Source organism: Pseudomonas syringae pv. tagetis, assembly GCF_022557255.1.
Taxonomy (GTDB): domain Bacteria; phylum Pseudomonadota; class Gammaproteobacteria; order Pseudomonadales; family Pseudomonadaceae; genus Aquipseudomonas; species Aquipseudomonas caricapapayae.
The window spans coordinates 432,754-458,242 of the sequence record NZ_CP092923.1; the positions used below are offsets into that span (position 1 = coordinate 432,754).

The following is a 25,489-nucleotide window of genomic DNA, read 5'->3' on the forward strand; positions in this document are numbered from 1 at the left end:
AGGGTCAGACGAATGGCCAAAGCAGCAGGGTGATCACGAAGCCCAGCGTGCCGAGCAGCGTGACCAGTACGGTCCAGGTGCGCAAGCCGTCGGCGACATTGAGGCCCGCCAGCTTGGTGAACATCCAGTAGCCGGCATCGTTGATGTGCGACATGGCCAGACCGCCGCCGCCCATTGCCAGGCACAGCAGGGCCAGGTGATTGGCGCTCAGGTCCAGCGTGGCGATCAACGGGCTGAGAATACCGGCAGTGGTCACCAGCGCTACGGTGGTCGAGCCCTGAACCGCACGCAGCAACAGCGTTAGCAGGAAGCCCAGCGCCAGCACCGGCAGACCGGTGTTGCGCAGTGCCTCGGACACCACTGCACCAATACCGGTATCGACCAGCACCTTGCCGAATACCCCACCGGCACCGGCAATCAGGATGACCATCGCCACACCCGGCAATGCCGAGCCGATCACGTCAGACACCTGAGTACGGCTCCAGCCGCGACGCGAACCCAGCAGCCAGGCGCAGAGCAAGGTATCGATCAACAGCGCAACCAAGGGTGCACCGAGAACGGTCAGCACGGCACGCAACGTTGACGTTGCTGGCAGCAGGGTGGTGGCCAGGGTTCCCAGCAGAATCAGCACGATCGGCAGCAGAATCAGGGCGATGATCAGCCCGAAGCCGGGTGCAGGCGCTGGCGGCAGTTTGCCCGCCAGGCTGCTGGCGCTCTCTTCGAGGCCCATTGTTCTGGTTTCGGTGGCCTCGCGCACGCCGGAGTAATCATTGCGTGCCCAGGCTTCCAGGTCTTCATTGGTGATGTGCGGACCATAGACTTCGGCGCGGATGTCATCCGTCATCGGGTAGGTCTTGCGGGTCATGCGGCCTGCCACGAAGTAACCGATTGCGCACAATACCGCCACGATCGGAATACCCAGCATCAGCACTCGGCCCAGATCCGCTCCCAGCTGACTGGCCGCGGCGACTGCGCCTGGGTGAGGCGGCAGAAACGCATGCACTGCCAGCAGTGCGGCGCACATCGGCAGGGCGAAAATCAGCAACGGCTTGCGCGCCGCACGGGCCACGCCATACGCCAGGGGCATAAGGATGATCACGCCGACTTCGAAGAACACCGGGATGCCGACCATGAAGCCTGCAACGGTCAGCGCCAGCGGCGTGCGCTTGTTGCCGAAGCGGTTGATCAGGGTCCGGGCCAGCGCTTCTGCGCCGCCCGACAGCTCGATGATGCGTCCGATCATCGCGCCCAGGGCGATGATGATCGCGATATGGCCGAGCGTCTTGCCCATGCCGCCTTCAATGGTGGCAACCAGGTCGGCCGGTTTAACACCTGCGATCAGCGCCACGATGATGCTGACCAGCATCAGGGCAACAAAGGGCTGGAATTTATACTTGAGCACCAGAAACAACAGCAGTGCGATGCCCGCACCGGCCACAACCATCAACATGAGCGGCGTCATGCCCGTGCACTCCGGTCAATGGTGATAAAGACTGACAACGAAACAGCGGGATAGGGGTGAGTCATGCTCTCGATTCCTGTTGTTATTGTTTTTCGGCCGAGAGGCGCAGTGCGCCCCTCGATCAATGTGTGTCCGTTACCACTTCGCGCCGAACACCTGACGCAGTTCCTCAAGCGCCGCCGGGTCCAGCGGCGCAGGTTTAGGGTTGCTCATCAGCCATAACCGGGCGGTTTCCTCCAGCTCCTCCAGGGCATAGCAAGCCTTGGCCACCGAGCTCTCCCAGACCACCGGACCGAGCCGTTCGAGCATCACGCCGCGCACGCTGTTGGCCAGTTCGGCCACGCGCTCGGCGACTTTCGGCGAGCCTGGACGCTGATAGCCGATCAGCGGGATGTGCCCGACCTTCATGACCTGATAGGGCGTCAGTGGCGGCAGAATGTCGTCTTCACGCCACACGCCTGCCAGCGTCAGAGCAACCAGATGGGTCGAGTGGGTATGCACCACGCCGCCGACCTGTGGGTTGCGGTCATAGACTTCGCGGTGCAGGGCCAGGGTCTTGGAGGGCTTGCTGCCCGATACCCATTCACCGGCAAGATTGACCTTGGCAATCTCTGTCGGGTCCATACGGCCCAGGCAGGCATCGGTCGGGGTGATCAGCCAGCCATCGTCGAGCCGTGCACTGATGTTGCCTGCGCTGCCCACCGTGTAGCCGCGGCCATACAGCAGCCGGCCGACGTCGCAGATTTCCTGACGCAGGGCGTTTTCATCGATCATCAGGCTGCCCCCGCCAATTGCTTGAGGGCCTTGGCGAAGAAGTCGCGAGCGCCGAAATTGCCGGATTTGAGTGCCAGTGCCAGCGGTTGCGCGCCGCTGCTGACGGTGGCCGGAACACCCGGATCGATCTGTGCGCCGATCTGCAGCAATTGCACGCCCAGCGCCTGAACCACGGCTCCGGAGGTTTCGCCACCGGCGACCACGAAGCGGCGTACGCCGGCGTCCAGCAGCCCCTTGGCGATTTCGCCGAGTGCGGCCTCGACCATCGCGCCGGAGCGCTCAACGCCCAGTTCTTTCTGCACGGCTTTGACTTCTTCCGGGGTGCTGGTGGCGTAGATCAACACGGTCTGCCCGGCATCTCGGGCAAACGCCAGCGCCTGCTCGACCACCGGCTTGCCTGCGGCCAGCTCCAGCGGATTGATGCGCAGCGCAGGTCGATCCGCTTCCAGCCAGGCCGCAACCTGACCGTTGGTGGCAACCGATGCGCTGCCGGCCAGAACCACCTCACCGCCACCGATGACGATCTGTCTGGCAGCGTCGATGTCACGCAGCTTGCCCGCTTTGCGGAAATTGCTCGGCAGGCCCAGCGCCAGACCCGAGCCACCGGTCAGCAGCGGCAGGTCGGCACAGGCTTCGCCCAGGGTGTACAAATCCGCATCCGACAGGGCGTCGGCAATCGCCATGCTCACGCCTTCGGCACGCAGTTCGGCTATCTTGCTGCGCACGCTGTCCACGCCGCTGGCGACTGTGTCGTAGCGCAACAGGCCAACCTTGCCGGTGGTCTGCGCTTGCAGTACACGCACCAGATTGGCGTCGGTCATTGGTGTCAGCGGGTGGTTCTGCATGCCGGACTCGCTGAGCAACTGGTCCTGTACGAACAGGTGACCCCGGAAAATCGTACGGCCGTTTTCCGGAAAGGCCGGGCAGGCGAGGGTAAAGTCACTGCCCAGTTGTTGCAGCAGTGCTTCGCTGACCTGGCCGATGTTGCCCGCCGCCGTGGAGTCGAAGGTCGAGCAGTATTTGAAGAAGATCTGCTCGCAACCGCGCTCGCGCAGCCACTCCAGTGCCGCGAGGGACTCAGCCACCGCCTCGGCGCTTGGTGTGGTGCGGGATTTCAGGGCGATGACAATCGCGTCCGCGTCCAGACCCGCTGCCATTTCGGCTCCGGGGATGCCAATGCTCTGTACAGTGCGCATACCGCCGCGCACCAGCATATTGGCCAGGTCGGTCGCGCCGGTGAAATCATCGGCAATACAGCCCAGCAACGGGCGAGCGTTATTCAGGCTCATCAATCGCTCCTCAGGCTTTTTCTGGCTTGGCTTTCGGCAATTCGATGCCCGGGAAAATCTTGATCACGGCCGAGTCATCCTCGCGGCCGAAACCGGCGCTGGACGCCTGCATGAACATTTGATGCGCAGTGGCCGACAACGGCAGCGGGAATTTGCTGCTGCGTGCGGTATCCAGCACCAGCCCAAGGTCCTTGACGAAGATATCCACAGCCGACAGCGGGGTGTAATCGGCATTGAGAATGTGCGGCACGCGGTTTTCGAACATCCACGAATTACCGGCACTGTTGGTGATCACTTCGTACAACGCGTCAGCGTCGACGCCTTCGCGCAGACCCAGCGCCATGGCTTCGGCGCTGGCCGCGATGTGCACGCCGGCGAGCAACTGATTGATGATTTTGACTTTCGAGCCCAGCCCGTGGACGTCGCCCAGGCGGTACACCTTGCCGGCCATGCCGTCGAGAATGGCTTCTGCCTTGGCGTAGGACTCAGCCGGACCGGAGGTCATCATGGTCATCTGACCGGCAGCGGCCTTGGCTGCGCCACCGGAGATCGGCGCGTCGAGGTACAGCAGGTTCTGTGCCGCCAGGCGCTCGCCGAGTTCGACCGCAAAGGTTGGCGCGACGGTGGCGCAACCGATGACCAGGCTGCCCGGGCGCAACGCGGCAATGGCACCGTTTTCGCCAAACAGGACGGTTTCGGTCTGCTCGGCGTTAACCACGACAGTGATGATCACATCGCAGGCAGCGGCCATGCTGGCCGGAGAATCACAGGCAATGCCACCTTCCTGAGCGAATGCTTCGGTCACGCTGGTGCGCACATCGCAGGCGTGCACCTTGAAGCCGCTGCGCAGCAGCGAGCGGGCAATGCCCAGACCCATTGCACCCAAGCCGATAACGCCAACATTTTTGCCGGTCATGCAGTAATCCTCAACGTCAGTGCCGATGCCTGTGAAGCTGGCATTCGAGCGTTATTGTTCTGATCTGTGAATCGGATAGTGAATCAATGAGTAAATAATGTGAAGTATTTTTATTTTTCACAAAAATTAACATCGATAGGCTTTTTCCATCGCGCACAAAAAAGCCCCTGACCGGGGCTTGATTGAGGTGCGTTGGCAGTCGGCGCTGGTGCCGCCCTTCACGGGTCAGAATTTCGGCACTGGCGCGCTGGTGGCGTTCCTCAGCGAACCGCTTTCCTGACGCACGACTTCTTTGGGCTTGTACGCGCAGTAACCTGGGCGCGGCCCGATTTTCGGGTGGTTGCGGCAGGTGTCCGGGCGTTTGTCATAGATGGTGCACAAGCGGCTTTTACGGTCCAGATACAGGCAGTCGTTGTTACTCATGCGCTGCAACGTGAAGATTTCCGACTTCTGGTTGTAACGCTCGACGATGCCTTCCTTCTGCAAACGCTTGGCGATGTTCTTGGCCGGGTCGCCGCGTTCGAACTCATCGACGATGCCGATGCGGATCAGGTCCTTGATCTTCACTTCTACCGGCAGCGTGCAGCAACTGGACACGCAGCCCCCGCACATGTGGCTGGAGTATTTGGCCCAGGTGTCGATGCGATCGAGTTCTGCGGCGGCGATCAAGGTGGGTTTCATTTTATTTCAGAATTCCGGGTGTATCGGGGCGCGCGATCATACCGGTCCGCGGCCATTTGCAGTAAGGAAAAATTGTCGAGGCGACTGTCGGTCAGGCGGGGCGCGGGGAAACGCTCGCAAGGTCCATGCCTGCCGACCGTATTCAGTCAGCAGGCATGGCCTTGCACGCATTGTGTTGCTGGGGCGAACTCAGGACTTGAGTTTGTCGTCGGCCCTGAACATGCTGCGGATCCCGCGTACGGCCTGGCGGATACGGTCCTGATTCTCGATCAGGGCGAAGCGCACGTGATCGTCGCCATACTCACCGAAACCGATGCCCGGCGAGACGCAGACCTTGGCTTCGGCCAGCAGCTTCTTGGCGAACTCAAGTGAGCCCAGGTGCGCGTAGGCCTCGGGAATCTTTGCCCAGACGTACATGGAGGCTTTCGGGTTTTCGACCATCCAGCCCAGTTCGTGCAGACCTTTGACCAGTACGTTACGGCGCTGACGATACTGCTCGGCGATGTCGAGCACACACTGCTGATCACCTTCCAGTGCCGCAATGGCCGCCACCTGCAGCGGTGTGAAGGTGCCGTAGTCGTGGTAACTCTTGATCCGCGCCAGCGCGCTCACCAGCTCGGGATTGCCAACCATGAAGCCGATTCGCCAGCCAGCCATGTTGTAGCTCTTGGACAGCGTAAAGAACTCGACGGCAATGTCCTTTGCGCCAGGCACCTGCATGATCGACGGGGCTTTCCAGCCATCGTAAACGATGTCGGCGTAGGCCAGATCGTGGACCACCAGCACGTCATACTGTTTGGCCAGCGCGACAACGCGCTCGAAGAAATCCAGCTCTACGCACTGCGCGGTCGGGTTGGACGGGAAGCCCAGGATCATCATCTTCGGCTTGGGAATCGAGCCGCGAATGGCCTTCTCCAGTTCGGCGAAGAAGTCCACACCGGGCACCAGCGGCACCGACCTTACCTGGGCGCCGGCAATCACGGCACCGTAGATGTGGATCGGATAACTGGGGTTGGGCACCAGCACCGTGTCGCCCTGATCCAGCGTGGCGAGCATCAGGTGCGCCAGGCCTTCCTTGGAGCCGATGGTGACGATGGCTTCGCTTTCGGGGTCGATATCGACCTCGTAGCGCTTCTTGTACCAGTTGGAAATAGCCCGGCGCAGGCGTGGAATACCGCGTGAGGTGGAGTAACCGTGAGTGTCTTCGCGCTGGGCCACGGTCACCAGTTTTTCGACGATGTGGGGCGGTGTGGCCCCGTCGGGGTTGCCCATGCTCAGGTCGATAATGTCCTCACCACGGCGGCGCGCAGCCATTTTCAGCTCGGCGGTGATGTTGAATACATAAGGGGGGAGTCGATCGATGCGCGCAAAGCGGCGCGGCGAACCTTGGTCTGCCATGAGTATCTCGCGTACGTAAGCGCCCGGAACCGTCCGAGCGACGTGGCCACATGAGGCGGCCTGCCGAGAAGATAAATGGCCTGATAGCATTTTGTCCATCGGGATTTGCGGCGCAGCACCGATAGCGATATTCGGACCCCACCAAACGACCCGGCGGTGTAGAATCGGCGCTATTCATCGCCAGTCATCCCCCGGCGGGTTTATGAGCTCAGGCCGAGTACACGGTGATCCCGTGGTGTTCGGTTTCTTCGCTGCCTGCGGTCACTGCCGCTCGCCTGCGACGTCAATAGAAGCTCACTCCCTTCCTGATCAGCCTTATTTTTGCCGGAGTGCTCCAATGCCTGATTACCGCTCGAAAACCTCCACCCACGGCCGCAACATGGCCGGCGCCCGTGCCCTTTGGCGCGCCACGGGCATGAAGGACGAAGATTTCAAGAAACCGATCATCGCCATCGCCAACTCCTTCACCCAGTTCGTACCCGGCCATGTCCACCTCAAGGACATGGGCCAGCTGGTCGCTCGTGAAGTCGAACGCGCCGGTGGCGTGGCCAAGGAATTCAACACCATTGCGGTCGATGACGGCATCGCCATGGGTCACGACGGCATGCTGTATTCGCTGCCAAGCCGCGAGATCATCGCCGACTCCGTCGAATACATGGTCAACGCGCATTGCGCCGACGCCATCGTGTGTATTTCCAACTGCGACAAGATCACCCCCGGCATGCTGATGGCGTCGTTGCGCCTGAACATTCCGGTGATTTTCGTCTCTGGCGGGCCGATGGAAGCAGGCAAGACCAAACTGGCCAGTCACGGCCTGGATCTGGTCGACGCGATGGTCATCGCTGCCGATTCGACTGCCAGCGACGAAAAAGTCGCGGAGTACGAGCGCAGCGCCTGCCCGACCTGTGGTTCGTGTTCCGGCATGTTCACTGCCAACTCGATGAATTGCCTGACCGAAGCGCTGGGCCTGGCGTTGCCGGGCAACGGTTCTGCGCTCGCCACCCACAGCGACCGCGAGCAACTGTTCCTGCAGGCTGGCCGGACCATCGTTGATCTGTGCCGCCAGTACTACAAGGAAAACGATGACTCGGTGTTGCCGCGCAACATCGCCAACTTCAAGGCGTTCGAAAACGCCATGACGCTGGATATCGCCATGGGCGGTTCGACCAACACCATCCTGCACTTGCTGGCAGCGGCTCAGGAAGCCGAGATCGATTTCGACCTGCGCCACATCGACCGTCTGTCGCGCAAGGTGCCGCAGTTGTGCAAGGTCGCGCCGAACATCCAGAAGTACCACATGGAAGACGTGCACCGTGCCGGCGGGATTTTCAGCATCCTCGGCGAGCTGGCCCGTGGTGGTCTGCTGCACACCGACCTGCCGACGGTACACAGCAGGACGCTGGCCGAAGGCATTGCCAAATGGGACATCACCCAGACTGACGACGAAGCCGTGCACACCTTCTTCAAGGCAGGCCCGGCGGGCATCCCGACGCAAACTGCGTTCAGCCAGTCGACCCGCTGGGACAGCCTGGATGACGACCGCGAAAACGGCTGCATCCGCAGCGTTCAGCACGCCTATTCGCAAGAAGGTGGCCTGGCGGTGTTGTACGGCAACATCGCGCTCGATGGATGCGTGGTGAAAACCGCCGGTGTCGACGAGTCGATCCACGTCTTCGAAGGCAACGCCAAGATCTTCGAAAGCCAGGACAGCGCCGTGCGCGGGATTCTGGCTGACGAGGTGAAGGCGGGCGACATCGTGATCATCCGTTACGAAGGCCCCAAAGGCGGTCCGGGCATGCAGGAAATGCTCTACCCGACCTCGTACCTGAAGTCCAAAGGGCTGGGCAAGGATTGCGCACTGCTCACCGACGGTCGCTTTTCTGGCGGTACATCCGGGCTGTCCATCGGCCACGCCTCGCCGGAAGCAGCGGCGGGTGGTGCGATTGGTCTGGTCCGCGATGGCGACAAAGTGCTGATCGACATCCCGAATCGCTCGATCAACCTGCTGATCGACGATGCGGAAATGGCCGAGCGTCGTGCCGAACAGGACAAGAAAGGCTGGAAGCCGGTCGAGTCGCGTCCACGCAAAGTGACCACCGCGCTCAAGGCCTATGCTCTGCTGGCAACCAGTGCCGACAAGGGTGCTGTGCGCGACAAGGCTCTGCTGGACAAGCTGGTGCCTTGATCTGCACCGTAAAAACCAAAAAGCCCGGCAGAGATGCCGGGCTTTTTGTTGGCCGCTGATTTAACGCAGGCGACCGAAAAGGAGCGCTTACTTGCGGTCCGCAATCACCCCGATCAACACCAGCACCACCAACAGCACCGGTGCCAGGCTGTAGTTGTTGAACTGGCTGAGGCCGCGCACGACCCACGGTGTGGCGTAGATCAGTGCCGCGCCGCTGCCGACGGCGCACAGCAGGGCGATGAGCGGGATGCGCAAGGCGCCTGTAATGCCGCTGATGCGCTGTTCCAGCCAGCCTTTTATGTCCGAGCCGAACAGCACCAGCAGGCAGCCCACCAGTGCCAGGGCGATTTCCGAAAGATTGCTGCGACTCCAGCGCGAAACGGTGGCGAGCAGATCGAGTACGAAATCCATGCAGGGTCCTTAGATCAGAAAGTATTGCAGCAGGTCATTGAGGAACAACTGGCCTTGTGGCGTGGCGATCAGACGGCTCGGATCCTTATGCAGCAGACCCTTTCGTTCGGCCTGACGGCGTGCCTCGGCGAGCGAATCGAGGCTTAGACCCGTCCTTTCCCGAAATAACGCAGCGTCCACACCATTTGTCAGTCGCAATGCATTCATCAAGAATTCAAACGGCAATTCGTCCAGCGGCAACAGCTTTGAACCGGCCTGAAACGGCTTGTCCGGGTTCAGGTAATCCTTGGGCAGCCGGGTCTTCCAGGTGCGAATAATGCGTCCGTCCGGATGGCTCAGCTTGCCGTGTGCGCCTGCACCGATGCCGATGAAATCACCGAACGCCCAATAGTTGAGGTTATGCCGCGCCGGTTTTCCGGGTTGCGCATAAGCCGACACTTCGTACTGCGCGTAACCCTGAGTGGCCAGCAACTGCTGTCCGGTTTCCTGAATGTCCCAGAGAATGTCGTCTTCCGGCAGCACCGGTGGCTGATTCCAGAACACCGTATTGGGTTCCAGGGTCAGTTGATACCAGGACAGATGAGTCGGTGCGAGGGCAATGGCCTGACGCAGATCATCCAGCGCCTCATCCTGTGATTGGTCCGGCAGACCGTGCATCAGGTCCAGGTTGAAGTTGTCGAAACCGGCCTGGCGCGCCATGTCGGCGGCGCGAATCGCTTCGTCACCGTTGTGAGTCCGCCCCAGTGCCTTGAGTTTGGATGCCTGAAAGCTCTGAATGCCGATGGACAGCCGATTGATCCCCAGACGGCGATAGGCGCTGAACTTGGCTTGCTCGAAGGTGCCGGGGTTGGCTTCCAGCGTGATCTCGATATCGCTGGCGAAGCGAATGCGTTGTTCCACACCTTGGAGCAGGCGACCCAAAGCGTCGGCGCTGAACAGGCTCGGCGTGCCGCCGCCAAAGAAGATCGATTGCAGCTCGCGGCCGTAGACGTGCGGCAGGTCAAGGTCCAGATCGGCGAGCAGGGCGTCGACGTATTCCTGTTCCGGCAATACGGGGCTTGCGGTGTGCGAATTGAAGTCGCAGTACGGGCATTTGCGCACGCACCACGGAATGTGGATGTACAGCGACAGTGGTGGCAGGTGCGGCAGTGCAGCGCGTGGCATCTCTGACGAGAAACCGCTCTCGCCGAGAAACAGCGGTTGCGCAGGCGAATCGTGGGTCATTGCAAACCCAGGCGTTGACGCAACAGGACCATAGCGCGGGCGCGATGGCTGAGCTGGTTTTTCTCGCTCGGGCCGAGTTCGGCGCTGGAGCAGTTACGCTCCGGCACCCAGAACAGCGGATCGTAGCCAAAACCGTGTTCGCCGCTGGCTGAGTGCAGGATACGTCCGTGCCACAAGCCTTCACAGAGGATCGGCAGCGGATCGTTGGCGTGCCTTACCAGCGCCAGTACACAAACGAACTGCGCGCCACGCTGCTCGTCCGGCACATCTTTCAGCGCCTCCAGCAGCTTGGCATTGTTGGCAGCATCGCCCTGGCCGTCGGCGTAGCGTGCGGAATAGATGCCCGGCGCACCGCCGAGGTAGTCCACCGCCAGTCCTGAGTCGTCGGCCAGCGCAGGCAGACCCGAAAGGCGTGCGGCGTTGCGTGCCTTGAGGATCGCGTTCTCGACGAACGACAGGCCGGTTTCTTCCGGCTCTACCAGGCTGAACTCGCTGACCGAGCGCAACGTCACGCTGCCGCCGAGCATGGCCTGGAGTTCTTTGAGTTTGCCGCCGTTGTGGCTGGCCAGTACGAGTTGTGCAAGGTTCATGGTTGGCCTGTCGTGGTGCCTGAAAACGTTCGGTTAAACGGCAATCTTGTGGTCCGTCAGCCCTGGACTGGTGACGCGATAAATGCCTATCTCGCCCAGCAGATTGGGCCAGAGCTTGCTGGCCCAGCCGTGACGGTGCTGTTGATCGACCGCCAGCCTGTCGAGCACCTGGGCGTCCCGCTCACGGCACAGTTCTTCAAAGTCGCCAAAGGTGCAGAAGTGAATGTTCGGTGTGTTGTACCAGGTGTACGGCAGGAACTCGGAGACCGGCATGCGCCCCTTGCTCGCCAGATACCAGCGGCAGCGCCAATGGCCGAAGTTCGGGAAGGTGATGATGCATTGGCGGCCGACGCGCAGCATCTCGTCGAGAATCCGGTCCGGGTAGTGCACCGCTTGCAGGGCCTGGGTCATGACCACGACATCGAAGCTGTTGCTGGCAAAGTTGCCCAGCCCCTTGTCGAGGTCCTGTTCGATGACGTTGATACCCTTGGCGACACACTCGGCAATATTGGCCGCGTCGTTTTCCAGACCGTAGCCGGTGACTTGCTTGTGATCACGCAGCCAGGTCAGCAATTCGCCGTCGCCACAACCCAGGTCGAGCACGCGGCTGCCTGCGGGGATCCATTCCTGGATGATTTCCAGATCGGCTCTCATGACGTCCTCACAACGAAATTCGGTTCATGTAATTACCGAAAGCCTGCAGGTAGCGCGGAATCGGGATCAGAAAGGCGTCATGGCCTTGAGGTGCGTCGATTTCCAGGTAGCAGACGTCCTTGCGCGCCGCCATCAGCGCGTCCACCAGTTCGCGCGAGCGCGCCGGCGAGAAGCGCCAGTCGGTGGTGAACGACATCACGCAGAATCGGGCGGTGGCGTTGGCAAACGTCTTGGCCAGATCATCGTTGAAGTTGGCGGCGGGGTCGAAGTAGTCCAGCGCTTTTGTCATCAACAGGTAGGTATTGGCGTCGAAACGGCCGGAAAACTCTTCACCCTGATAGCGCAGATAACTTTCCACCTGAAACTCGACGCTGTGGAAATCGTAATTGAGTTTTTCGCTCTTCAGGCCACGGCCGAATTTTTCGCCCATCGAGTCATCCGACAGGTACGTGATGTGCCCGACCATGCGCGCCAGCATCAGGCCGCGTTTGGGGATCACGCCGCGTTCCTGGAACGAACCGCCGTGGAATTCCGGATCGGTGAGGATCGCCTGGCGGGCGACTTCATTGAACGCAATATTCTGTGCCGACAGCTTGGGCGCAGAGGCGATTGCCAGACAATGGCGCACACGGTCCGGATAGCTGATGGTCCATTGCAGTGCCTGCATGCCACCCAGGCTGCCGCCAATCACTGCGGCCCACGTATCGATACCCAGCAGATCGGCCAGCCGCGCCTGACTGTTGACCCAATCTTCGACGGTTACGACCGGGAAATTGGCACCAAATGGCTTGCCGGTGTCCGGATCAATGCTGCTCGGGCCGGTCGAGCCGTTGCAGCCGCCCAGATTGTTGAGGCTGACGACGAAGAACCTGTTGGTGTCAATCGGCTTGCCAGGGCCGATGCAACTGTCCCACCAGCCGGGTTTGCGGTCATCGGCGCTGTGAAAGCCTGCGGCATGGTGATGGCCGGACAGCGCGTGGCAGATCAGCACAGCGTTGCTGCGTGCGGCGTTGAGTTGACCGTAGGTTTCGTAAATAAGGTCATAGGCTGGCAACGAACGACCGCATGCCAGCGCCAGAGGCTCGCTGAAATGCGCCGTTTGCGGTGTGACCAGTCCGACAGAATCGTGGGGGAATACCGTGGGCATCGACCCTGCTCTCGCGTGAATGAGGCGTAAGTCTAAAGACCGCGGGGTGCAGCGGCAATAAGGGATGTTGTGAGGCGTAAATCAACGGCACGATAGTTACAGAACTATCGCTCCTCGCGCTCCAGCGCTGGAATGCTTTGGGTGACGCTCCGCGTCACAGATCTGCGCCGCTCTGCACGATCAGGATCGGACGCAGAGCGTCCAGAAATGCATGCCCACGCGGAGCGTGGGCACGATAGTTACAGGGTGATCGTTCCTCACGCTCCGGTGGGCGCGGGAATGCTTACATCAGCAACCGCAGTACATCCGGCATGGCGCTCATGGCGGCGAGGTTGTTGATGACCAGCATGTCCAGCAGCTTGAGTACCAGAAACGCGAGGATCGGCGAGATGTCCAGCCCACCCAGGTTCGGCACGATCCTGCGGAAAGGGGCCAGTGCCGGTTCGCAGATCTGGTTGACCAGCTCTGCGCCGGGATTGCTGCTGCCCGGTGCTACCCACGACAGAATCACGCTGATGATCAGGGCAAAGAAGAATATCTTCAGGAACAGTGCCGTTACGCCGATGATCGACCAGAGCAGGAGGTGCAGCGGGTCGCCCGTAGTGCCGAACATCAGCAGCAGGGTCAGGGCCATCAGGATCATCTGCACGATGATCGCCAGCACCAGCGACGACATGTCCAGACCGAACAGACTGGGAATGATGCGTCGCAGCGGCTTGAGCAGCGGCTGGGTGGCGCGCACGATGAACTGGCACAGCGGGTTGTAGAAGTTGGCCCGCACCAGTTGCAGCACAAAGCGCAACAGCACGATCAGCAGGTAAAGACTGCCGAGCGTCTGCAGGACGTAAATTGCAGCGGTGTTCAATCCGATCATCGATCTGCTCCAGAAAACCCGAAAATTATTTGCCTAGTTGCTCAGCCAGTTCGGCTGCACGATGGTCTGCGGCGCTCAGTGCCGTTTCCACCAGTGCTTCGAAGCCGCCCGCCTGAAACGCCCTGATTGCCGCCTCGGTCGTCCCGCCCGGTGAGGCAACGCGACGACGCAGTTCGCCCGCATCCACATCACTGCCAGTCGCGATCAGGGCTGAGCCCAGTGCGGTTTGCAGGGTAAGCTTTTTGGCAATGTCCTCCGGCAGGCCCAGTTTCACGCCTGCCGCCGTCATCGCTTCCATCATCAAGAAGAAATACGCAGGACCACTGCCGGATACCGCCGTCACGGCGTCCATGTGTTTCTCCTGCTCGACCCATACAGCCACCCCGACGGCCGACAGAAGATGCTCGGCCTGCTCGCGCTGTTCGGCCGTGACCTTGTCGGTCGCGTACAGCCCACTGGCACCCTGACGCAGCAATGAGGGCGTATTGGGCATGCAGCGCACGACCGGCTGATCGCCAAGCCATTGAGTCAGGCTGGCGCAGGTGATGCCGGCCGCAACCGAAACAATCAGTTGGTGAGGCTCGAGGCCGGACTTCAAGGCCTGGCAGACGTTTTTCATCATCTGCGGCTTGACCGCCAGCACTACGACGTCCGCGCCCTTGATCGCATCGATGTTATCGGCAAATACCTGGATGCCATGATCGTTTGCGATGCGTTCGCGGGTTTCGGCGCCCGGCGCGCTGGCACAGATCAATGTTGCGTCCACACCTTGGGCGCGCAGGCCGCCGATCAGGCTGGCGGCCATGTTTCCGGCACCGACGAAGGCAATACGAGTCTTGCTCATGAAGGGGTCCTTGTGAGGAAGGTTAGGGCTGGCCATAGTCGCGGGCGCCGAAGAGAGCAGTGCCGATACGCACCCAGGTCGCGCCTTGTGCAATGGCAGCTTCCAGGTCGTGGCTCATGCCCATGGAAAGGGTGTCGAGCGGCAGATTCAGCTGCTCCTGCAACGTACGCACCGCAGCGAACGAGGCGTCCTGCGCCGCAGGATCGTCTGTGGGCTCGGGGATGGCCATCAGGCCCCGCAGCTTCAGTCGCGGCAGGGCGATGATGGCGGCGGCAAGTGCAGGCAGGTCCTGGGCTGTGCAGCCTGACTTGCTGGCTTCGCCACTGACGTTCACCTGAATGCAGATGTTCAGAGGTTCAAGCGCCTCGGGGCGTTGCTCGGACAGGCGTTGAGCTATTTTCAGGCGGTCCACGGAATGTACCCAGGCGAAGTTTTCGGCGATAGCGCGCGTCTTGTTCGACTGAATGGGGCCGATGAAGTGCCAGCACAAGGGCAGGTCGCTCAGTTCGAGCTGTTTGCCCAGCGCTTCCTGTAAATAATTTTCGCCAAAGTCGCGCAAGCCTGCAGTGTAAGCTTCACGCAGGTCACTGGCGGGCTTGGTCTTACTCACCGCCAGCAGGCCGACGGACGCCGGCTCGCGATGGGCAGCGAGTGCTGCGTCGCGAATTCGCTGTTCGAGCGTTGAAATGTTCGCTGCTATCGTGGACATTGATTTGCGCCAGCAGGGCTAAAGTCTGCGGCATTCTATGTGATTGAGGAGCTGTATGGATATTACCGAGCTGCTGGCCTTCAGTGCCAAACAGGGCGCGTCGGACTTGCACCTCTCTGCAGGTCTGCCACCGATGATCCGCGTTGACGGCGATGTGCGGCGTATCAACCTGCCCCCGCTGGACGCCAAGGAGGTCAAGGCGCTGATCTACGACATCATGAACGACAAGCAGCGCCAGGATTTCGAAGAGCGCCTGGAGACCGACTTTTCGTTTGAAGTACCGGGCGTTGCGCGCTTTCGGGTCAACGCATTCAACCAGAATCGCGGTTCAGGCGCGGTATTCCGGACCATCCCCTCGAAAATCCTGAGCATGGAAGACCTGGGGATGGGCAGTGTGTTTCGCAAGATTACCGACGTGGCGCGTGGCCTGATTCTGGTCACCGGGCCAACCGGATCAGGCAAGTCGACGACCCTGGCGGCAATGATCGACTACCTCAACTGCAACAAGCACCACCACATCCTGACCATTGAGGACCCGATCGAATTCGTCCACGAGTCGAAGAAGTGCCTGGTCAACCAGCGTGAGGTTCACCGCGATACGCTGGGCTTCTCGGAGGCACTGCGTTCGGCCTTGCGCGAAGATCCGGATGTGATTCTGGTCGGTGAAATGCGCGACCTGGAGACCATCCGCCTGGCGCTGACCGCTGCGGAAACCGGCCATCTGGTGTTCGGCACGCTGCACACCACATCGGCGGCCAAGACCATCGACCGGATCGTGGATGTATTTCCGGCCCAGGAAAAATCGATGATTCGCTCAATGCTCTCCGAATCGCTGCACGCAGTCGTCTCCCAGGCGCTGCTCAAGAAGGTTGGCGGCGGACGGGTAGCAGCGCATGAAATCATGATGGGCACCCCAGCGATCCGTAACCTGATTCGCGAGGACAAGGTGGCACAGATGTATTCATCGATCCAGACCGGTGGTTCGGTGGGTATGCAGACGCTGGATATGTGTCTGGCGGATCTGGTGAAGAAGGGCCTGATCACCCGCGAAAGCGCCAGGGAACGGGCCAAGGTGCCGGACAATTTCTGATGCTGTCCTGATGCGGAGGCGTGGCAGGAATGAAAAGGGGGCCTTGAACGAATTCAGGCCCCCTTTTTCATACTGTTTCCAAAGGCAGGTTCAGGTGCGGATCCGGATCGGCTCAGCGCTGAACCACGCGCATTTGCCCTGGCTGCTTGGGCAGAACGCGTTTGGCGATCTTGTAGTGGCTATTCCAGTAAGGTTTGTTCAGCGTATCGACAGTGACAGCCTTGCCACGACGCGGCGCATGAACGAACTTGTTGTCGCCCAGATAGATGGCCACGTGATTGATGTTGCGGCTCTTGATGTTGAAGAACAGCAGGTCACCCGGCTTCAGATCCTTGCGGTCCACTGTCTGCCCATGACCCTGGGCCATGGCATTGGAGGTGCGCGGCAGGTCGACTTCACGGACATCCGTGTAGGCATATTTGACCAGCCCGCTGCAGTCCAGACCTTTACCGGGCGTCGTGCCGCCCCAGCGGTAAGGCGTTCCGACAGCCTGCAAGGCTCGTTTCACGACGGCGTTGCCCTGTTTGACAGGGACGGCGGCCGAGGCCTGCAAGGTGGTCTTGCTGGCATTCTTGCGTGAGAGCGGCTTGGCAGCGCGAAAGTTCTTGGGGTGGCTGGATACTGGTGTGGCTTCCTGGGGTGCATTGCGAGTCGCGAGTGCCGGTGAAGAATGACTTTTGGCGGTGTAGCCCGTGAAGCTCGCAGGAAGTTGTTGCTCACGATTGGTGGCGTGGGCGGCCAGAGGCATAAAAAGGCAAATGGTTAGCCATGTCTTGAAAAAAGGACGCATTCGGCAGGGCTCGTAGTGGTCAGCGCGCAACTTTATAACAGCTTTTTCGGAAAACCTGACCCCATTTGTCGAGCGCATCACACTGGCATCATTGCGTTTTATGCGACAGACTCTTTCTTTTTTCTTGCTAATCCCTTTAACGACAAGGGCTTGGCGGCATAAAAATGCCTCAGGTGCCATACGTCGGATAGGGGAAACGAAGTCACAAATTTGTTATGTATTTTTTTCTATCAACATAAAGAGGGCAAAAATGAACGCCTATCGTTCAGACACGCACAGCAAGGTCATGGGTTACCTGATGTGGATTTTCGGGTTTCTGGGCGCGCATCGCTTCTACTATGGCAAGCCGGTCACCGGGACCATCTGGTTCTTCACATTCGGTCTGTTTGGTATCGGCTGGCTCATCGACCTGTTTCTGATTCCATCGATGGACCGTGACGCTGACCTGCGCTTTACACCTGGCTCCACCGATTACAGCGTGGCGTGGGTGCTGCTGACCTTCCTCGGCCTGTTCGGCGTACACCGCATGTATCAGGGCAAGTGGATTACCGGGATCATCTACCTGTTTACCGGCGGGCTGTTTCTGGTGGGTATTCTGTATGACTTCTGGACAATGAATGACCAGATCTCGATGAAAAACGCCCAGCGCGGGTGAGGCTTGCTCAGAGGCGGACGCAGAGCGTCAGGGCTTCTGCCCGCAGGGCGTGGGAGCGAACTTGTTTGCGAAGGGGTCTTTATGATCGCCGAGAATGCATCGACTGAAACACCGTCTTCGCGGACAAGTCCGCTCCTACAAGAGCCCCATCATTCGGGCTTCTGCCCGCAGGGCGTGGGAGCGAACTTGTTCGCGAAGGGGTCTTTATGATCGCCGAGAATGCATCGACTGACACACTGTCTTCGCGGACAAGTCCGCTCCTACAAAAGCCCCATCATTCGGGCTTCTGCCCGCAGGGCGTGGGAGCGAACTTGTTTGCGAAGGGGTCTTTATGATCGCCGAGAATGCATCGACTGACACACTGTCTTCGCGGACAAGTCCGCTCCTACAAGAGCCCCATCATTCGGGCCTCTGCCCGCAGGGCGTGGGAGCGAACTTGTTTGCGAAGGGGTCTTTATGATCGCCGAGAATGCATCGACTGACACACTGTCTTCGCGGACAAGTCCGCTCCTACAAAAGCCCCATCATTCGGGCCTCTGCCCGCAGGGCGTGGGAGCGAACTTGTTCGCGAAGGGGTCTTTATGATCGCCGAGAATGCATCGACTGACACACTGTCTTCGCGGACAAGTCCGCTCCTACAAGAGCCCCATCATTCGGGCTTCTGCCCGCAGGGCGTGGGAGCGAACTTGTTCGCGAAGGGGTCTTTATGATCGCCGAGAATGCATCGACTGACACACTGTCTTCGCGGACAAGTCCGCTCCTACAAAAGCCCCATCATTCGGGCCTCTGCCCGCAGGGCGTGGGAGCGAACTTGTTCGCGAAGGGGTCTTTATGATCGCCGAGAATGCATCGACTGACACACTGTCTTCGCGGACAAGTCCGCTCCTACAAAAGCCCCATCATTCGGGCTTCTGCCCGCAGGGCGTGGGAGCGAACTTGTTTGCGAAGGGGTCTTTATGATCGCTGAGAATACATCGACTGACACACTGTCTTCGCGGACAAGTCCGCTCCTACAAAAGCCCCATCATTCGGGCCTCTGCCCGCAGGGCGTGGGAGCGAACTTGTTTGCGAAGGGGGCTTTATGATCGCCGAGAATGCATCGACTGACACACTGTCTTCGCGGACAAGTCCGCTCCTACAAAAGCCCCATCATTCGGGCTTCTGCCCGCAGGGCGTGGGAGCGAACTTGTTTGCGAAGGGGTCTTTATGATCGCCGAGAATGCATCGACTGAAACACCGTCTTCGCGAACAAGCAAAGCGTCGCCCGGTTCGCTCCTACACAAGCCTTGTCCACCGTAGGTCGGAGCGTGGTACCTCAACGACTGTAGCTGATCCGTCCATCCACCAGTGTGTAGCGTACCGAGCCCGGCAGGCAGTGGCCGATGAAAGGGCAGTTCTCACCTTTGGACAGCCAGGTTTCGCCTGCAACCGTCGAGGCCGCCGGGTCGAACAGCACGATGTCCGCAGGTGAACCGGCATTCAGCTTGCCGGCCGGCAGGCGCAAGGCGGCGGCGGGGCCGCTGCTCAGGCGTGCAATAAGGGTCGGCAGGTCCAGCAGGCCATCGTCCACCAGCGTCATCGCCAGCGGAAGCAGCAGTTCCACGCTGCTGATGCCCGGTTCAGTGGCACCAAACGGTGCCAGCTTGGCATCGCGCTCATGCGGCTGGTGATGGCTTGAAATCGCCTGAATGACACCGCTCTTCACCGCTTCACGCAGGCCGTCGCGGTCGGCGCGGGTGCGCAGCGGCGGCTGGACGTGATACAGGCTGGAGAAATCAATGAGCGCTTCGTCAGTCAGAATCAGCTGGTACAACGCCACATCCGCGGTCACTGGAAGACCACGCGCCTGCGCCTGAGCAATCAATGCTGCGCCACGCGCGCTGGTCAGCTGGCTGAAGTGCGCGCGGACACCGCTTTGCTCGACCAGCAAAAGGTCGCGAGCCAACGCCACTGTCTCGGCAGTCTCGGGAATGCCCGCCAGGCCCAGAAAGCTGGCAGTCGGGCCTTCGTGCGCCAGACCGCCTTCGGCCAGATCGCGATCCTGCGAATTGAAAATCACCGTCAGGTCGAAGGTGGCGGCATATTCCAGTGCCCGGCACAGCGTACGGGTATTGCTGAAGCTGCTCAGGCCATTGCCGAACGCGACACAACCTGCGTCGCGCAGCGCGATGAGCTCTGCCAGTTGCTCGCCTTCCAGCCCCTTGCTGAGGGCTCCGACAGGGAACACCTTGCTGAAACCGGCTTCGCGGGCACGGTCCAGAATCAATTCGGCCACCGCCGAGGTGTCGAGCACCGGACAGGTACGGGGCGGGCAGCACAGGCTGGTCACACCGCCTGCCACCGCCGCACGGGTTTCGCTGGCGATGCTGCCTTTGCGGCTGTAGCCCGGCTCGCGCAGGGACACGTTGAGGTCAACCAGACCGGGCGCGGCGACCAGCCCGGCTGCGTCGATGGTCTGAGTCGGCTCAAACCCTGCCGGTGCGGCACCGAGAGCGGTGAGCTTGCCTGCTTCGATGTGCAGGTCGGTAATCTGATCCAGCCCGCTGACCGGGTCGATGACGCGAGCGCCTAGGATGCTGAGCTTCACTGGGCGTTCTCCTGTTCGAATTGGCGTTGTGCGTTTTGTCCGCTCATGGCCATGGACAGCACCGCCATGCGGATCGCAATACCATAGGTCACTTGATTGAGAATGACTGAATGCGCGCCGTCGGCCACCGCCGATTCGATTTCAACCCCGCGGTTGATCGGGCCGGGGTGCATGACAATCGCATCCGGTTTCGCGGCGGCCAGGCGTGCGGTGGTCAGGCCGAAGAGGCGATAGAACTCGCCTTCGCTGGGCAGCAGGCCGCCGGTCATGCGCTCGCGTTGCAGGCGCAGCATGATGACCACGTCAACGTCCTTCAAGCCTTCGTTGAGGTCGGTATAGACCTTGACGCCGTACTGTTCGACGCCGACCGGCAGCAGGGTTTTCGGCCCGATCACGCGGATGTCCGGGCAGCCCAGCGCCTGAAGCGCGAGCATGTTGGAGCGCGCAACCCGTGAGTGCAGGATGTCGCCGACGATGGCCACCGACAGGTTTTCGAAGCCGCCCTTGTGCCGGCGGATGGTCAGCATGTCTAGCATGCCCTGAGTCGGGTGAGCATGGCGGCCGTCGCCGCCGTTAATGATCGCAACGTCCGGGCATACATGTTCGGCAATGAAGTGCGCTGCACCCGAGTCTGCGTGGCGCACGACGAACATGTCGGCGGCCATCGCCTCAAGGTTGCGCAAGGTATCGAACAGCGTTTCGCCCTTGCTGGTGGACGAGGTCGAGACGTTCAGCGAGATTACGTCGGCCGACAACCGCTGGGCCGCCAGTTCAAAGGTGGTCCGGGTGCGTGTGGAGTTCTCGAAGAACACATTGCACACCGTCTTGCCGCGCAACAGCGGGACCTTCTTTACCGCTCGAGCACCGACCTCAAGGAACGAGTCGGCGGTGTCGAGAATTTCGGTGAGCAGCTCGCGTGGCAAGCCGTCCAGAGACAGAAAATGGCGAAGCTGGCCCAGGTGGTTGAGCTGCAGCGGGCGCTTGGCGTCGAGAGGCGTCATCGCAATGGACTCTTAAAGGGCGGTGGAGAGGTCTTGAAGTTCGAGCGCCAACGGCTCGGGGCCGGACAGCTTGATGCGTTCATTCGGTGCCAGTGCCAGAGTCGCCCCGACCACGTTCGGGCGGATCGGCAGTTCACCGGCGTTCAGGTCCAGCAGGCAGACCAGCGTGACGCTGGCCGGTCGGCCGTAATCGAACAGTTCATTGAGGGCGGCGCGAACGGTGCGCCCGCTCATCAGCACATCGTCGATCAGCACCAGATGCTGGCCTTCGATCTCGAACGGCAGGTCCGAAGGGCGCACCTGAGGATGCAGGCCGTTCTGGCTGAAATCATCGCGATAGAATGAAACGTCGAGTGTGCCCAGCGGCGCGGGGTTGTTCAGTGCCTTGAGCAGCGCCTGGGCAACCCACACACCGCCCGTGCGGATGCCGATGAAACGAGGATCGCTGATGCCGCGCTTGCTCAGGTGAGCGTTCAGGTCAGTGGCCATCTGACGAATCAGTCCGGCGGGATCGGGCAGGCTCATATTTGCTCCTTTGAGGCTCGGGCAGCGTCCTTCCCAGACTGTGTAAAAACTACTGCACTTGGCAATACTGCGTTAAAAACAGGCGAAAAATGCTCATTTAGAACACCTGGAGTCGATCGCGACCCCGGCTGTTTTTGCCTTGTCTTGCCTTCGCTCGTGACGTTTTTACACAGCCTGGTCCATGGCGCGATGCTCAAGCGATAACGTGGAATCCGGGTATCTCGAAGCGATAAGGGCTGAAAAAGTCACACATTCAACAGATCGGGGTGTTCGTCCAGCCAGCCCTGCAGCAGGAGCGCAGCGGCAATGGCATCCACCGGATTGTCGCGGTAGCTGCCTTTTTGCCCGCCGCGAGCCATGCGCTCGCCCTTGGCCTCGAAGGTGGTCAGGCGTTCGTCGTGGGTGTAGACCGTCACGCCGAACCGGCCATTGAGTTTGCGCGAAAACTTTTCGGCGCGGGCGCTCATGTCACTGGGCGTGCCGTCCATGTTCAGCGGCAGACCGACCACAATCGCATCAGGTTTCCATTCGTTGATCAGTGCCTGAACCTTGTCCCAGTCCGGCACGCCGTTCTGCGCTTTGAGGGTACAGAGTTCGCGCGCCTGGCCGGTAATCGCCTGGCCGACCGCAACGCCGATCTGGCGGGTGCCGTAATCAATCCCCAGCAATAGCCGTAAAGCGGCCATCAAGCGTGTCCTGCCTGGGTCGAGATGAGATTGAGATCGATGCCCAGACGTCTTGCCGCCGCATCGAGGCGCTGCTCGCTGTCGACATCGAACAGGATGGCCGGGTCGAACGAGCAGGTCAGCCAGGCGTTGTCGGCCATTTCGGCATCCAGTTGACCGGCGTCCCATCCAGCGTAGCCAAGGGTGATTACATTTTGATCAGGCCCATAACCATCGGCGATGGAAAACAGCACATCCTGCGAGGTCGAAAGCGAAATTCCGCCCGGGAGATTGACCGTAGCCTGAAACACCTGGCCGCTCGGGTGCAGGACAAACCCGCGATCGGTCTGTACCGGCCCGCCCGAATGAATGGCGATTTCCTGGCAGCGTTTCGGTGCAGGAAGCTCAGGTCGAAGCTGTTCGAGTACGTCTGCCAGGGTCAGGCTTTGCGGGCGGTTGATCACCAGGCCCATTGCGCCATTGGCGTTGTGCTCGACAACGTAGGTCAAGGTCTGAGCAAAGTTCTCGTCGTGCATGTGGGGCATGGCGATCAGGAACTGGTGCTTTAGATAACTCGGAGAGACTTTTTTCATGAGTCCTAGTTTGGCGTTGCCTTGCCAGCCTGACAACTGACACTTGTACATGTCGGGCATCAGTTGGCAAAAAATTCAGTTGCTTGACAGCTTGTCGCCGCGTGCAAATTTCCAGGTGCGAATGATCTCAAGCCGGTCGATGTCGGCCAGATCGCCGGTGAACGGCGCAAAAGGCGCCGCCAGACGCACGATTCGTTGTGCGGCCTGATCCAGCAAAGGCTGCCCTGAGGATTCGAGCACCAGCACTTCATACAACGAGCCGTCCCGATTGATTGACACAAGAAGTCGCAGATTGCCGTAGATCTGCTTGCGCCGTGCTTCCTCAGGATAGTTCAGGTTTCCGACCCGCTCGACCTTCTTGCGCCAGTCGTCCTTGTACCAGGCACCTTTGTCGCGCATGGTCGAGGCCGCATTGAGGCGGTGGATCTTCGGGCGCTTGGCGTAAAGTTGCTGCTCGTTCGACAGTTCGGCTTCCAGACTGGCAATTTCGTTGCTCAGCTCCGAGCTGTCAAAGGTCGGTGCGGCCTTTGTAGTCGGCTCGGGCTTGACCTCGTCACGTTTGGCGACGGTTTTCTGCTGGCTGGGCGCGGTGGTCGCGACGGCAGTCTTAGGTGCTTCCTGCTTGACCACCGGCTTGCTGGCCGGTGGCGGAGTGACCTTGTTGACCTTGGTGTCCTGATAGGGTGCAAGCTCGGTGGTCTTGAGCGTTTCGGCCTTGTCCAGTGTGCCGCTGCCCTGCTGATCGTCCTGCGCCAGAAAGTCGGCCTGCCTGGGCTTTTCTTCGCTCTTGAACGTGGCGAGGGTGATTTCCAGGGTCTGCGAGATCTGCTCCGGCTTTACATAAGTGAAACCCACGCCAAGGATCACCGCGAGATGGATCAGCGCCGCGATCATCATGGTAAAGCCCAGCCGATCGGCAGGACGCACACCCACATTGGCGAGTTCGAGGGGCAGGTCGTTTCTGGCCATGGATGTCATTGGCGGTTCAGTATCTCGTCAGCCTGCATGTCAAAATCCGTGTCGTGTTACAGGTGGCGCATGATAACGCAATGTACGGTGCAACTTTGCTGCGGATCAGACGAAGTGATGCGTCTGCACACCGTTCATCGTTATACACACGTCTTGAAACACCCAAAAAAACAGGGCTTTTGTGGGGGGGCGGACCGGGCGACGCTTCGCTTGTTCGCGAAGGGGTCGGTACAATCGTTGGAAGTGCATGTTCCGAACCACCGTCTTCGCGAACAACTCAGTGCTTTATCAGCCCTTGCGCGCTTGCAGCTTTTTCTCGATCGCATCCATCAGCAGGCCACCAATATCAGTGCCGTAGGCATTGTCGATTTCGCGGATGCAGGTCGGGCTGGTGACGTTGATTTCGGTCAAGTGCTCGCCGATCACGTCCAGGCCGACAAACAGCAGGCCTTTTTCACGCAGGGTGGGGCCGATCTGTTCGGCGATCCAGCGGTCCTTGTCGCTCAGCGGACGGGCTTCGCCACGCCCGCCGGCGGCCAGGTTGCCGCGCGTCTCGCCAGCGGCGGGGATGCGCGCCAGGCAATACGGGACCGGTTCACCGTCGACCATCAGGATGCGTTTGTCACCGTCCTTGATGGCCGGCAGGTAGCCTTGCGCCATGATTTGCTGGGTGCCATGAGCCGTCAGGGTTTCGAGGATCACCGACAGGTTCGGGTCGCCCGCGCGATGGCGGAAGATCGACGCGCCGCCCATGCCGTCCAGCGGCTTGAGGATTACGTCGCCGTGCTGTTCGGCGAATTCGCGAATGATGTCCGCACGACGGCTGACCAGCGTTGGCGGCGTGCACTGCGGAAACAGGGTGGCGAACAGCTTCTCATTGCAGTCACGCAGGCTCTGTGGCTTGTTGACGACCAGCACACCTGCACGCTCTGCCTGTTCCAGCAGGTAGGTGGCGTAGACGAATTCCATGTCGAAAGGCGGGTCCTTGCGCATCAGGATCACGTCCAGATCGTCGAGACCTGCATCGACTTCGGCTTCGAACTCGAACCATTTGGCCGGGTCGGCAAACACCTTGAGCGGCTTCATGCGTGCACGGGCCTGGCCCGCGTTCTGATACAGATCCTTCTGTTCCATATAGAACAGTGACCAGCCGCGGTTCTGTGCGGCAAGGAGCATGGCCAGCGAGCTGTCCTTTTTATAGGAAATGCGCTCAATGGGGTCCATGACAATCCCTAGGCGAACGCTCATGGGCAATATCCTCTGATCGGTAAGGGCCGCAACGGCCGTAAAATTGGCATCAGGGTGGCGTTCCGTTTGCTCCCGGTCAAGGGGCAGGCCCGCCACGGTGTGCTTTATGGATTGAGTCTGGAGAGTATGCTAAAAAGGCTCGGCATCCGGTCTTCGATCCCTGTGGATCAATGAAGCGATACCGTCAGGCTCCCAGTGCCTCGCAGAA

General features: G+C 60.4%; 25 protein-coding genes. 3 read left to right on the forward strand and 22 right to left on the reverse strand.

Annotation, left to right across the window (positions count from 1 at the left end; translation table 11 throughout):
- Positions 1-4: 4 nt before the first annotated feature.
- From MME58_RS01955 to alaC, 6 genes are all read right to left on the reverse strand, one after another.
- On the reverse strand, positions 5-1,462 hold the full coding sequence (locus tag MME58_RS01955) for a GntT/GntP/DsdX family permease (RefSeq protein ID WP_055004879.1): 1,458 nt from the start codon (positions 1,460-1,462) through the stop codon (positions 5-7).
- A 135-nt stretch (positions 1,463-1,597) separates the two neighbouring features.
- Positions 1,598-2,236 (reverse strand): 3-oxo-tetronate 4-phosphate decarboxylase, encoded by a 639-nt coding sequence (gene otnC / locus MME58_RS01960; protein ID WP_054988381.1) that lies wholly within the window; start codon positions 2,234-2,236, stop codon positions 1,598-1,600.
- Complete coding sequence (otnK, locus tag MME58_RS01965; RefSeq protein ID WP_055004878.1) at positions 2,236-3,525, reverse strand: 3-oxo-tetronate kinase; 1,290 nt, start codon at positions 3,523-3,525, stop codon at positions 2,236-2,238. The genes otnC and otnK overlap by 1 nt, the downstream gene beginning before the upstream one ends.
- A gap of 10 nt (positions 3,526-3,535) precedes the next feature.
- A complete protein-coding gene (ltnD, locus tag MME58_RS01970) occupies positions 3,536-4,441 on the reverse strand; it encodes an L-threonate dehydrogenase (RefSeq protein ID WP_055004877.1) in 906 nt (301 codons plus the stop codon).
- A gap of 225 nt (positions 4,442-4,666) precedes the next feature.
- Positions 4,667-5,122 (reverse strand): YkgJ family cysteine cluster protein, encoded by a 456-nt coding sequence (locus MME58_RS01975; RefSeq protein WP_003422458.1) that lies wholly within the window; start codon positions 5,120-5,122, stop codon positions 4,667-4,669.
- Between the two features lie 189 nt (positions 5,123-5,311).
- Positions 5,312-6,520, reverse strand: coding sequence for an alanine transaminase (gene alaC, locus MME58_RS01980; protein ID WP_054988377.1), 1,209 nt, complete (start codon positions 6,518-6,520; stop codon positions 5,312-5,314).
- Positions 6,521-6,857: 337 nt separating this feature from the next.
- Between alaC and ilvD the strand changes: the two genes are divergently transcribed.
- On the forward strand, positions 6,858-8,705 hold the full coding sequence (gene ilvD, locus MME58_RS01985; protein WP_055004876.1) for a dihydroxy-acid dehydratase: 1,848 nt from the start codon (positions 6,858-6,860) through the stop codon (positions 8,703-8,705).
- Between the two features lie 87 nt (positions 8,706-8,792).
- Here the strand turns inward: ilvD and MME58_RS01990 are convergent, their stop codons facing one another.
- From MME58_RS01990 to MME58_RS02025, 8 genes are all read right to left on the reverse strand, one after another.
- Positions 8,793-9,116, reverse strand: coding sequence for a DUF3392 domain-containing protein (locus MME58_RS01990; RefSeq protein WP_002551720.1), 324 nt, complete (start codon positions 9,114-9,116; stop codon positions 8,793-8,795).
- 9 nt (positions 9,117-9,125) lie between these two features.
- Positions 9,126-10,340 (reverse strand): radical SAM family heme chaperone HemW, encoded by a 1,215-nt coding sequence (hemW, locus tag MME58_RS01995; protein WP_055004875.1) that lies wholly within the window; start codon positions 10,338-10,340, stop codon positions 9,126-9,128.
- Positions 10,337-10,930: an RdgB/HAM1 family non-canonical purine NTP pyrophosphatase gene (gene rdgB / locus MME58_RS02000; protein ID WP_055004874.1), complete on the reverse strand. Its 594-nt coding sequence runs from the start codon at positions 10,928-10,930 to the stop codon at positions 10,337-10,339. The genes hemW and rdgB overlap by 4 nt, the downstream gene beginning before the upstream one ends.
- 33 nt (positions 10,931-10,963) lie before the next feature.
- Positions 10,964-11,584, reverse strand: coding sequence for a methionine biosynthesis protein MetW (metW, locus tag MME58_RS02005; protein WP_003414343.1), 621 nt, complete (start codon positions 11,582-11,584; stop codon positions 10,964-10,966).
- Between the two features lie 7 nt (positions 11,585-11,591).
- On the reverse strand, positions 11,592-12,731 hold the full coding sequence (gene metX, locus MME58_RS02010; protein WP_054986067.1) for a homoserine O-succinyltransferase MetX: 1,140 nt from the start codon (positions 12,729-12,731) through the stop codon (positions 11,592-11,594).
- A gap of 283 nt (positions 12,732-13,014) precedes the next feature.
- A complete protein-coding gene (locus MME58_RS02015; RefSeq protein ID WP_054986068.1) occupies positions 13,015-13,605 on the reverse strand; it encodes a YggT family protein in 591 nt (196 codons plus the stop codon).
- 25 nt (positions 13,606-13,630) lie between these two features.
- Positions 13,631-14,449, reverse strand: a complete 819-nt coding sequence (proC, locus tag MME58_RS02020) for a pyrroline-5-carboxylate reductase (protein WP_055004873.1) — start codon at positions 14,447-14,449, stop codon at positions 13,631-13,633.
- A 22-nt stretch (positions 14,450-14,471) separates the two neighbouring features.
- Entirely contained in the window at positions 14,472-15,158 is a 687-nt protein-coding gene (locus MME58_RS02025) for a YggS family pyridoxal phosphate-dependent enzyme (protein ID WP_054986070.1), read from the reverse strand.
- 55 nt (positions 15,159-15,213) lie between these two features.
- Here MME58_RS02025 and MME58_RS02030 point away from each other — a divergent pair, with 55 nt between their 5' ends.
- Positions 15,214-16,248, forward strand: a complete 1,035-nt coding sequence (locus MME58_RS02030; protein ID WP_054986071.1) for a type IV pilus twitching motility protein PilT — start codon at positions 15,214-15,216, stop codon at positions 16,246-16,248.
- Positions 16,249-16,360: 112 nt separating this feature from the next.
- On the opposite strand, the gene MME58_RS02035 is transcribed toward MME58_RS02030, so the two are convergent.
- Positions 16,361-17,038, reverse strand: coding sequence for a C40 family peptidase (locus MME58_RS02035; protein ID WP_054986072.1), 678 nt, complete (start codon positions 17,036-17,038; stop codon positions 16,361-16,363).
- Between the two features lie 250 nt (positions 17,039-17,288).
- Here MME58_RS02035 and MME58_RS02040 point away from each other — a divergent pair, with 250 nt between their 5' ends.
- Positions 17,289-17,693, forward strand: a complete 405-nt coding sequence (locus MME58_RS02040; protein ID WP_054986073.1) for an NINE protein — start codon at positions 17,289-17,291, stop codon at positions 17,691-17,693.
- Between the two features lie 1,315 nt (positions 17,694-19,008).
- Here the strand turns inward: MME58_RS02040 and MME58_RS02045 are convergent.
- The 7 genes from MME58_RS02045 to gshB form a co-directional block, all read right to left on the reverse strand.
- Positions 19,009-20,280 carry a dihydroorotase gene (locus tag MME58_RS02045; protein WP_055005423.1) on the reverse strand — a complete coding sequence of 424 codons (1,272 nt, stop codon included), beginning with the start codon at positions 20,278-20,280 and terminating at the stop codon, positions 19,009-19,011.
- Entirely contained in the window at positions 20,277-21,281 is a 1,005-nt protein-coding gene (locus MME58_RS02050; protein ID WP_054986075.1) for an aspartate carbamoyltransferase catalytic subunit, read from the reverse strand. The genes MME58_RS02045 and MME58_RS02050 overlap by 4 nt, the downstream gene beginning before the upstream one ends.
- A 12-nt stretch (positions 21,282-21,293) precedes the next feature.
- Complete coding sequence (gene pyrR, locus MME58_RS02055) at positions 21,294-21,806, reverse strand: bifunctional pyr operon transcriptional regulator/uracil phosphoribosyltransferase PyrR (RefSeq protein WP_054986076.1); 513 nt, start codon at positions 21,804-21,806, stop codon at positions 21,294-21,296.
- 245 nt (positions 21,807-22,051) lie between these two features.
- Positions 22,052-22,492, reverse strand: coding sequence for a Holliday junction resolvase RuvX (ruvX, locus tag MME58_RS02060; protein WP_054986077.1), 441 nt, complete (start codon positions 22,490-22,492; stop codon positions 22,052-22,054).
- Entirely contained in the window at positions 22,492-23,064 is a 573-nt protein-coding gene (locus MME58_RS02065) for a YqgE/AlgH family protein (protein ID WP_054986143.1), read from the reverse strand. Before MME58_RS02065 ends, ruvX begins: the two co-directional genes overlap by 1 nt.
- Positions 23,065-23,139: 75 nt before the next feature.
- On the reverse strand, positions 23,140-24,042 hold the full coding sequence (locus tag MME58_RS02070; RefSeq protein ID WP_054986078.1) for an energy transducer TonB: 903 nt from the start codon (positions 24,040-24,042) through the stop codon (positions 23,140-23,142).
- A 279-nt stretch (positions 24,043-24,321) separates the two neighbouring features.
- On the reverse strand, positions 24,322-25,281 hold the full coding sequence (gene gshB, locus MME58_RS02075; RefSeq protein ID WP_054986079.1) for a glutathione synthase: 960 nt from the start codon (positions 25,279-25,281) through the stop codon (positions 24,322-24,324).
- Positions 25,282-25,489: the final 208 nt, after the last annotated feature.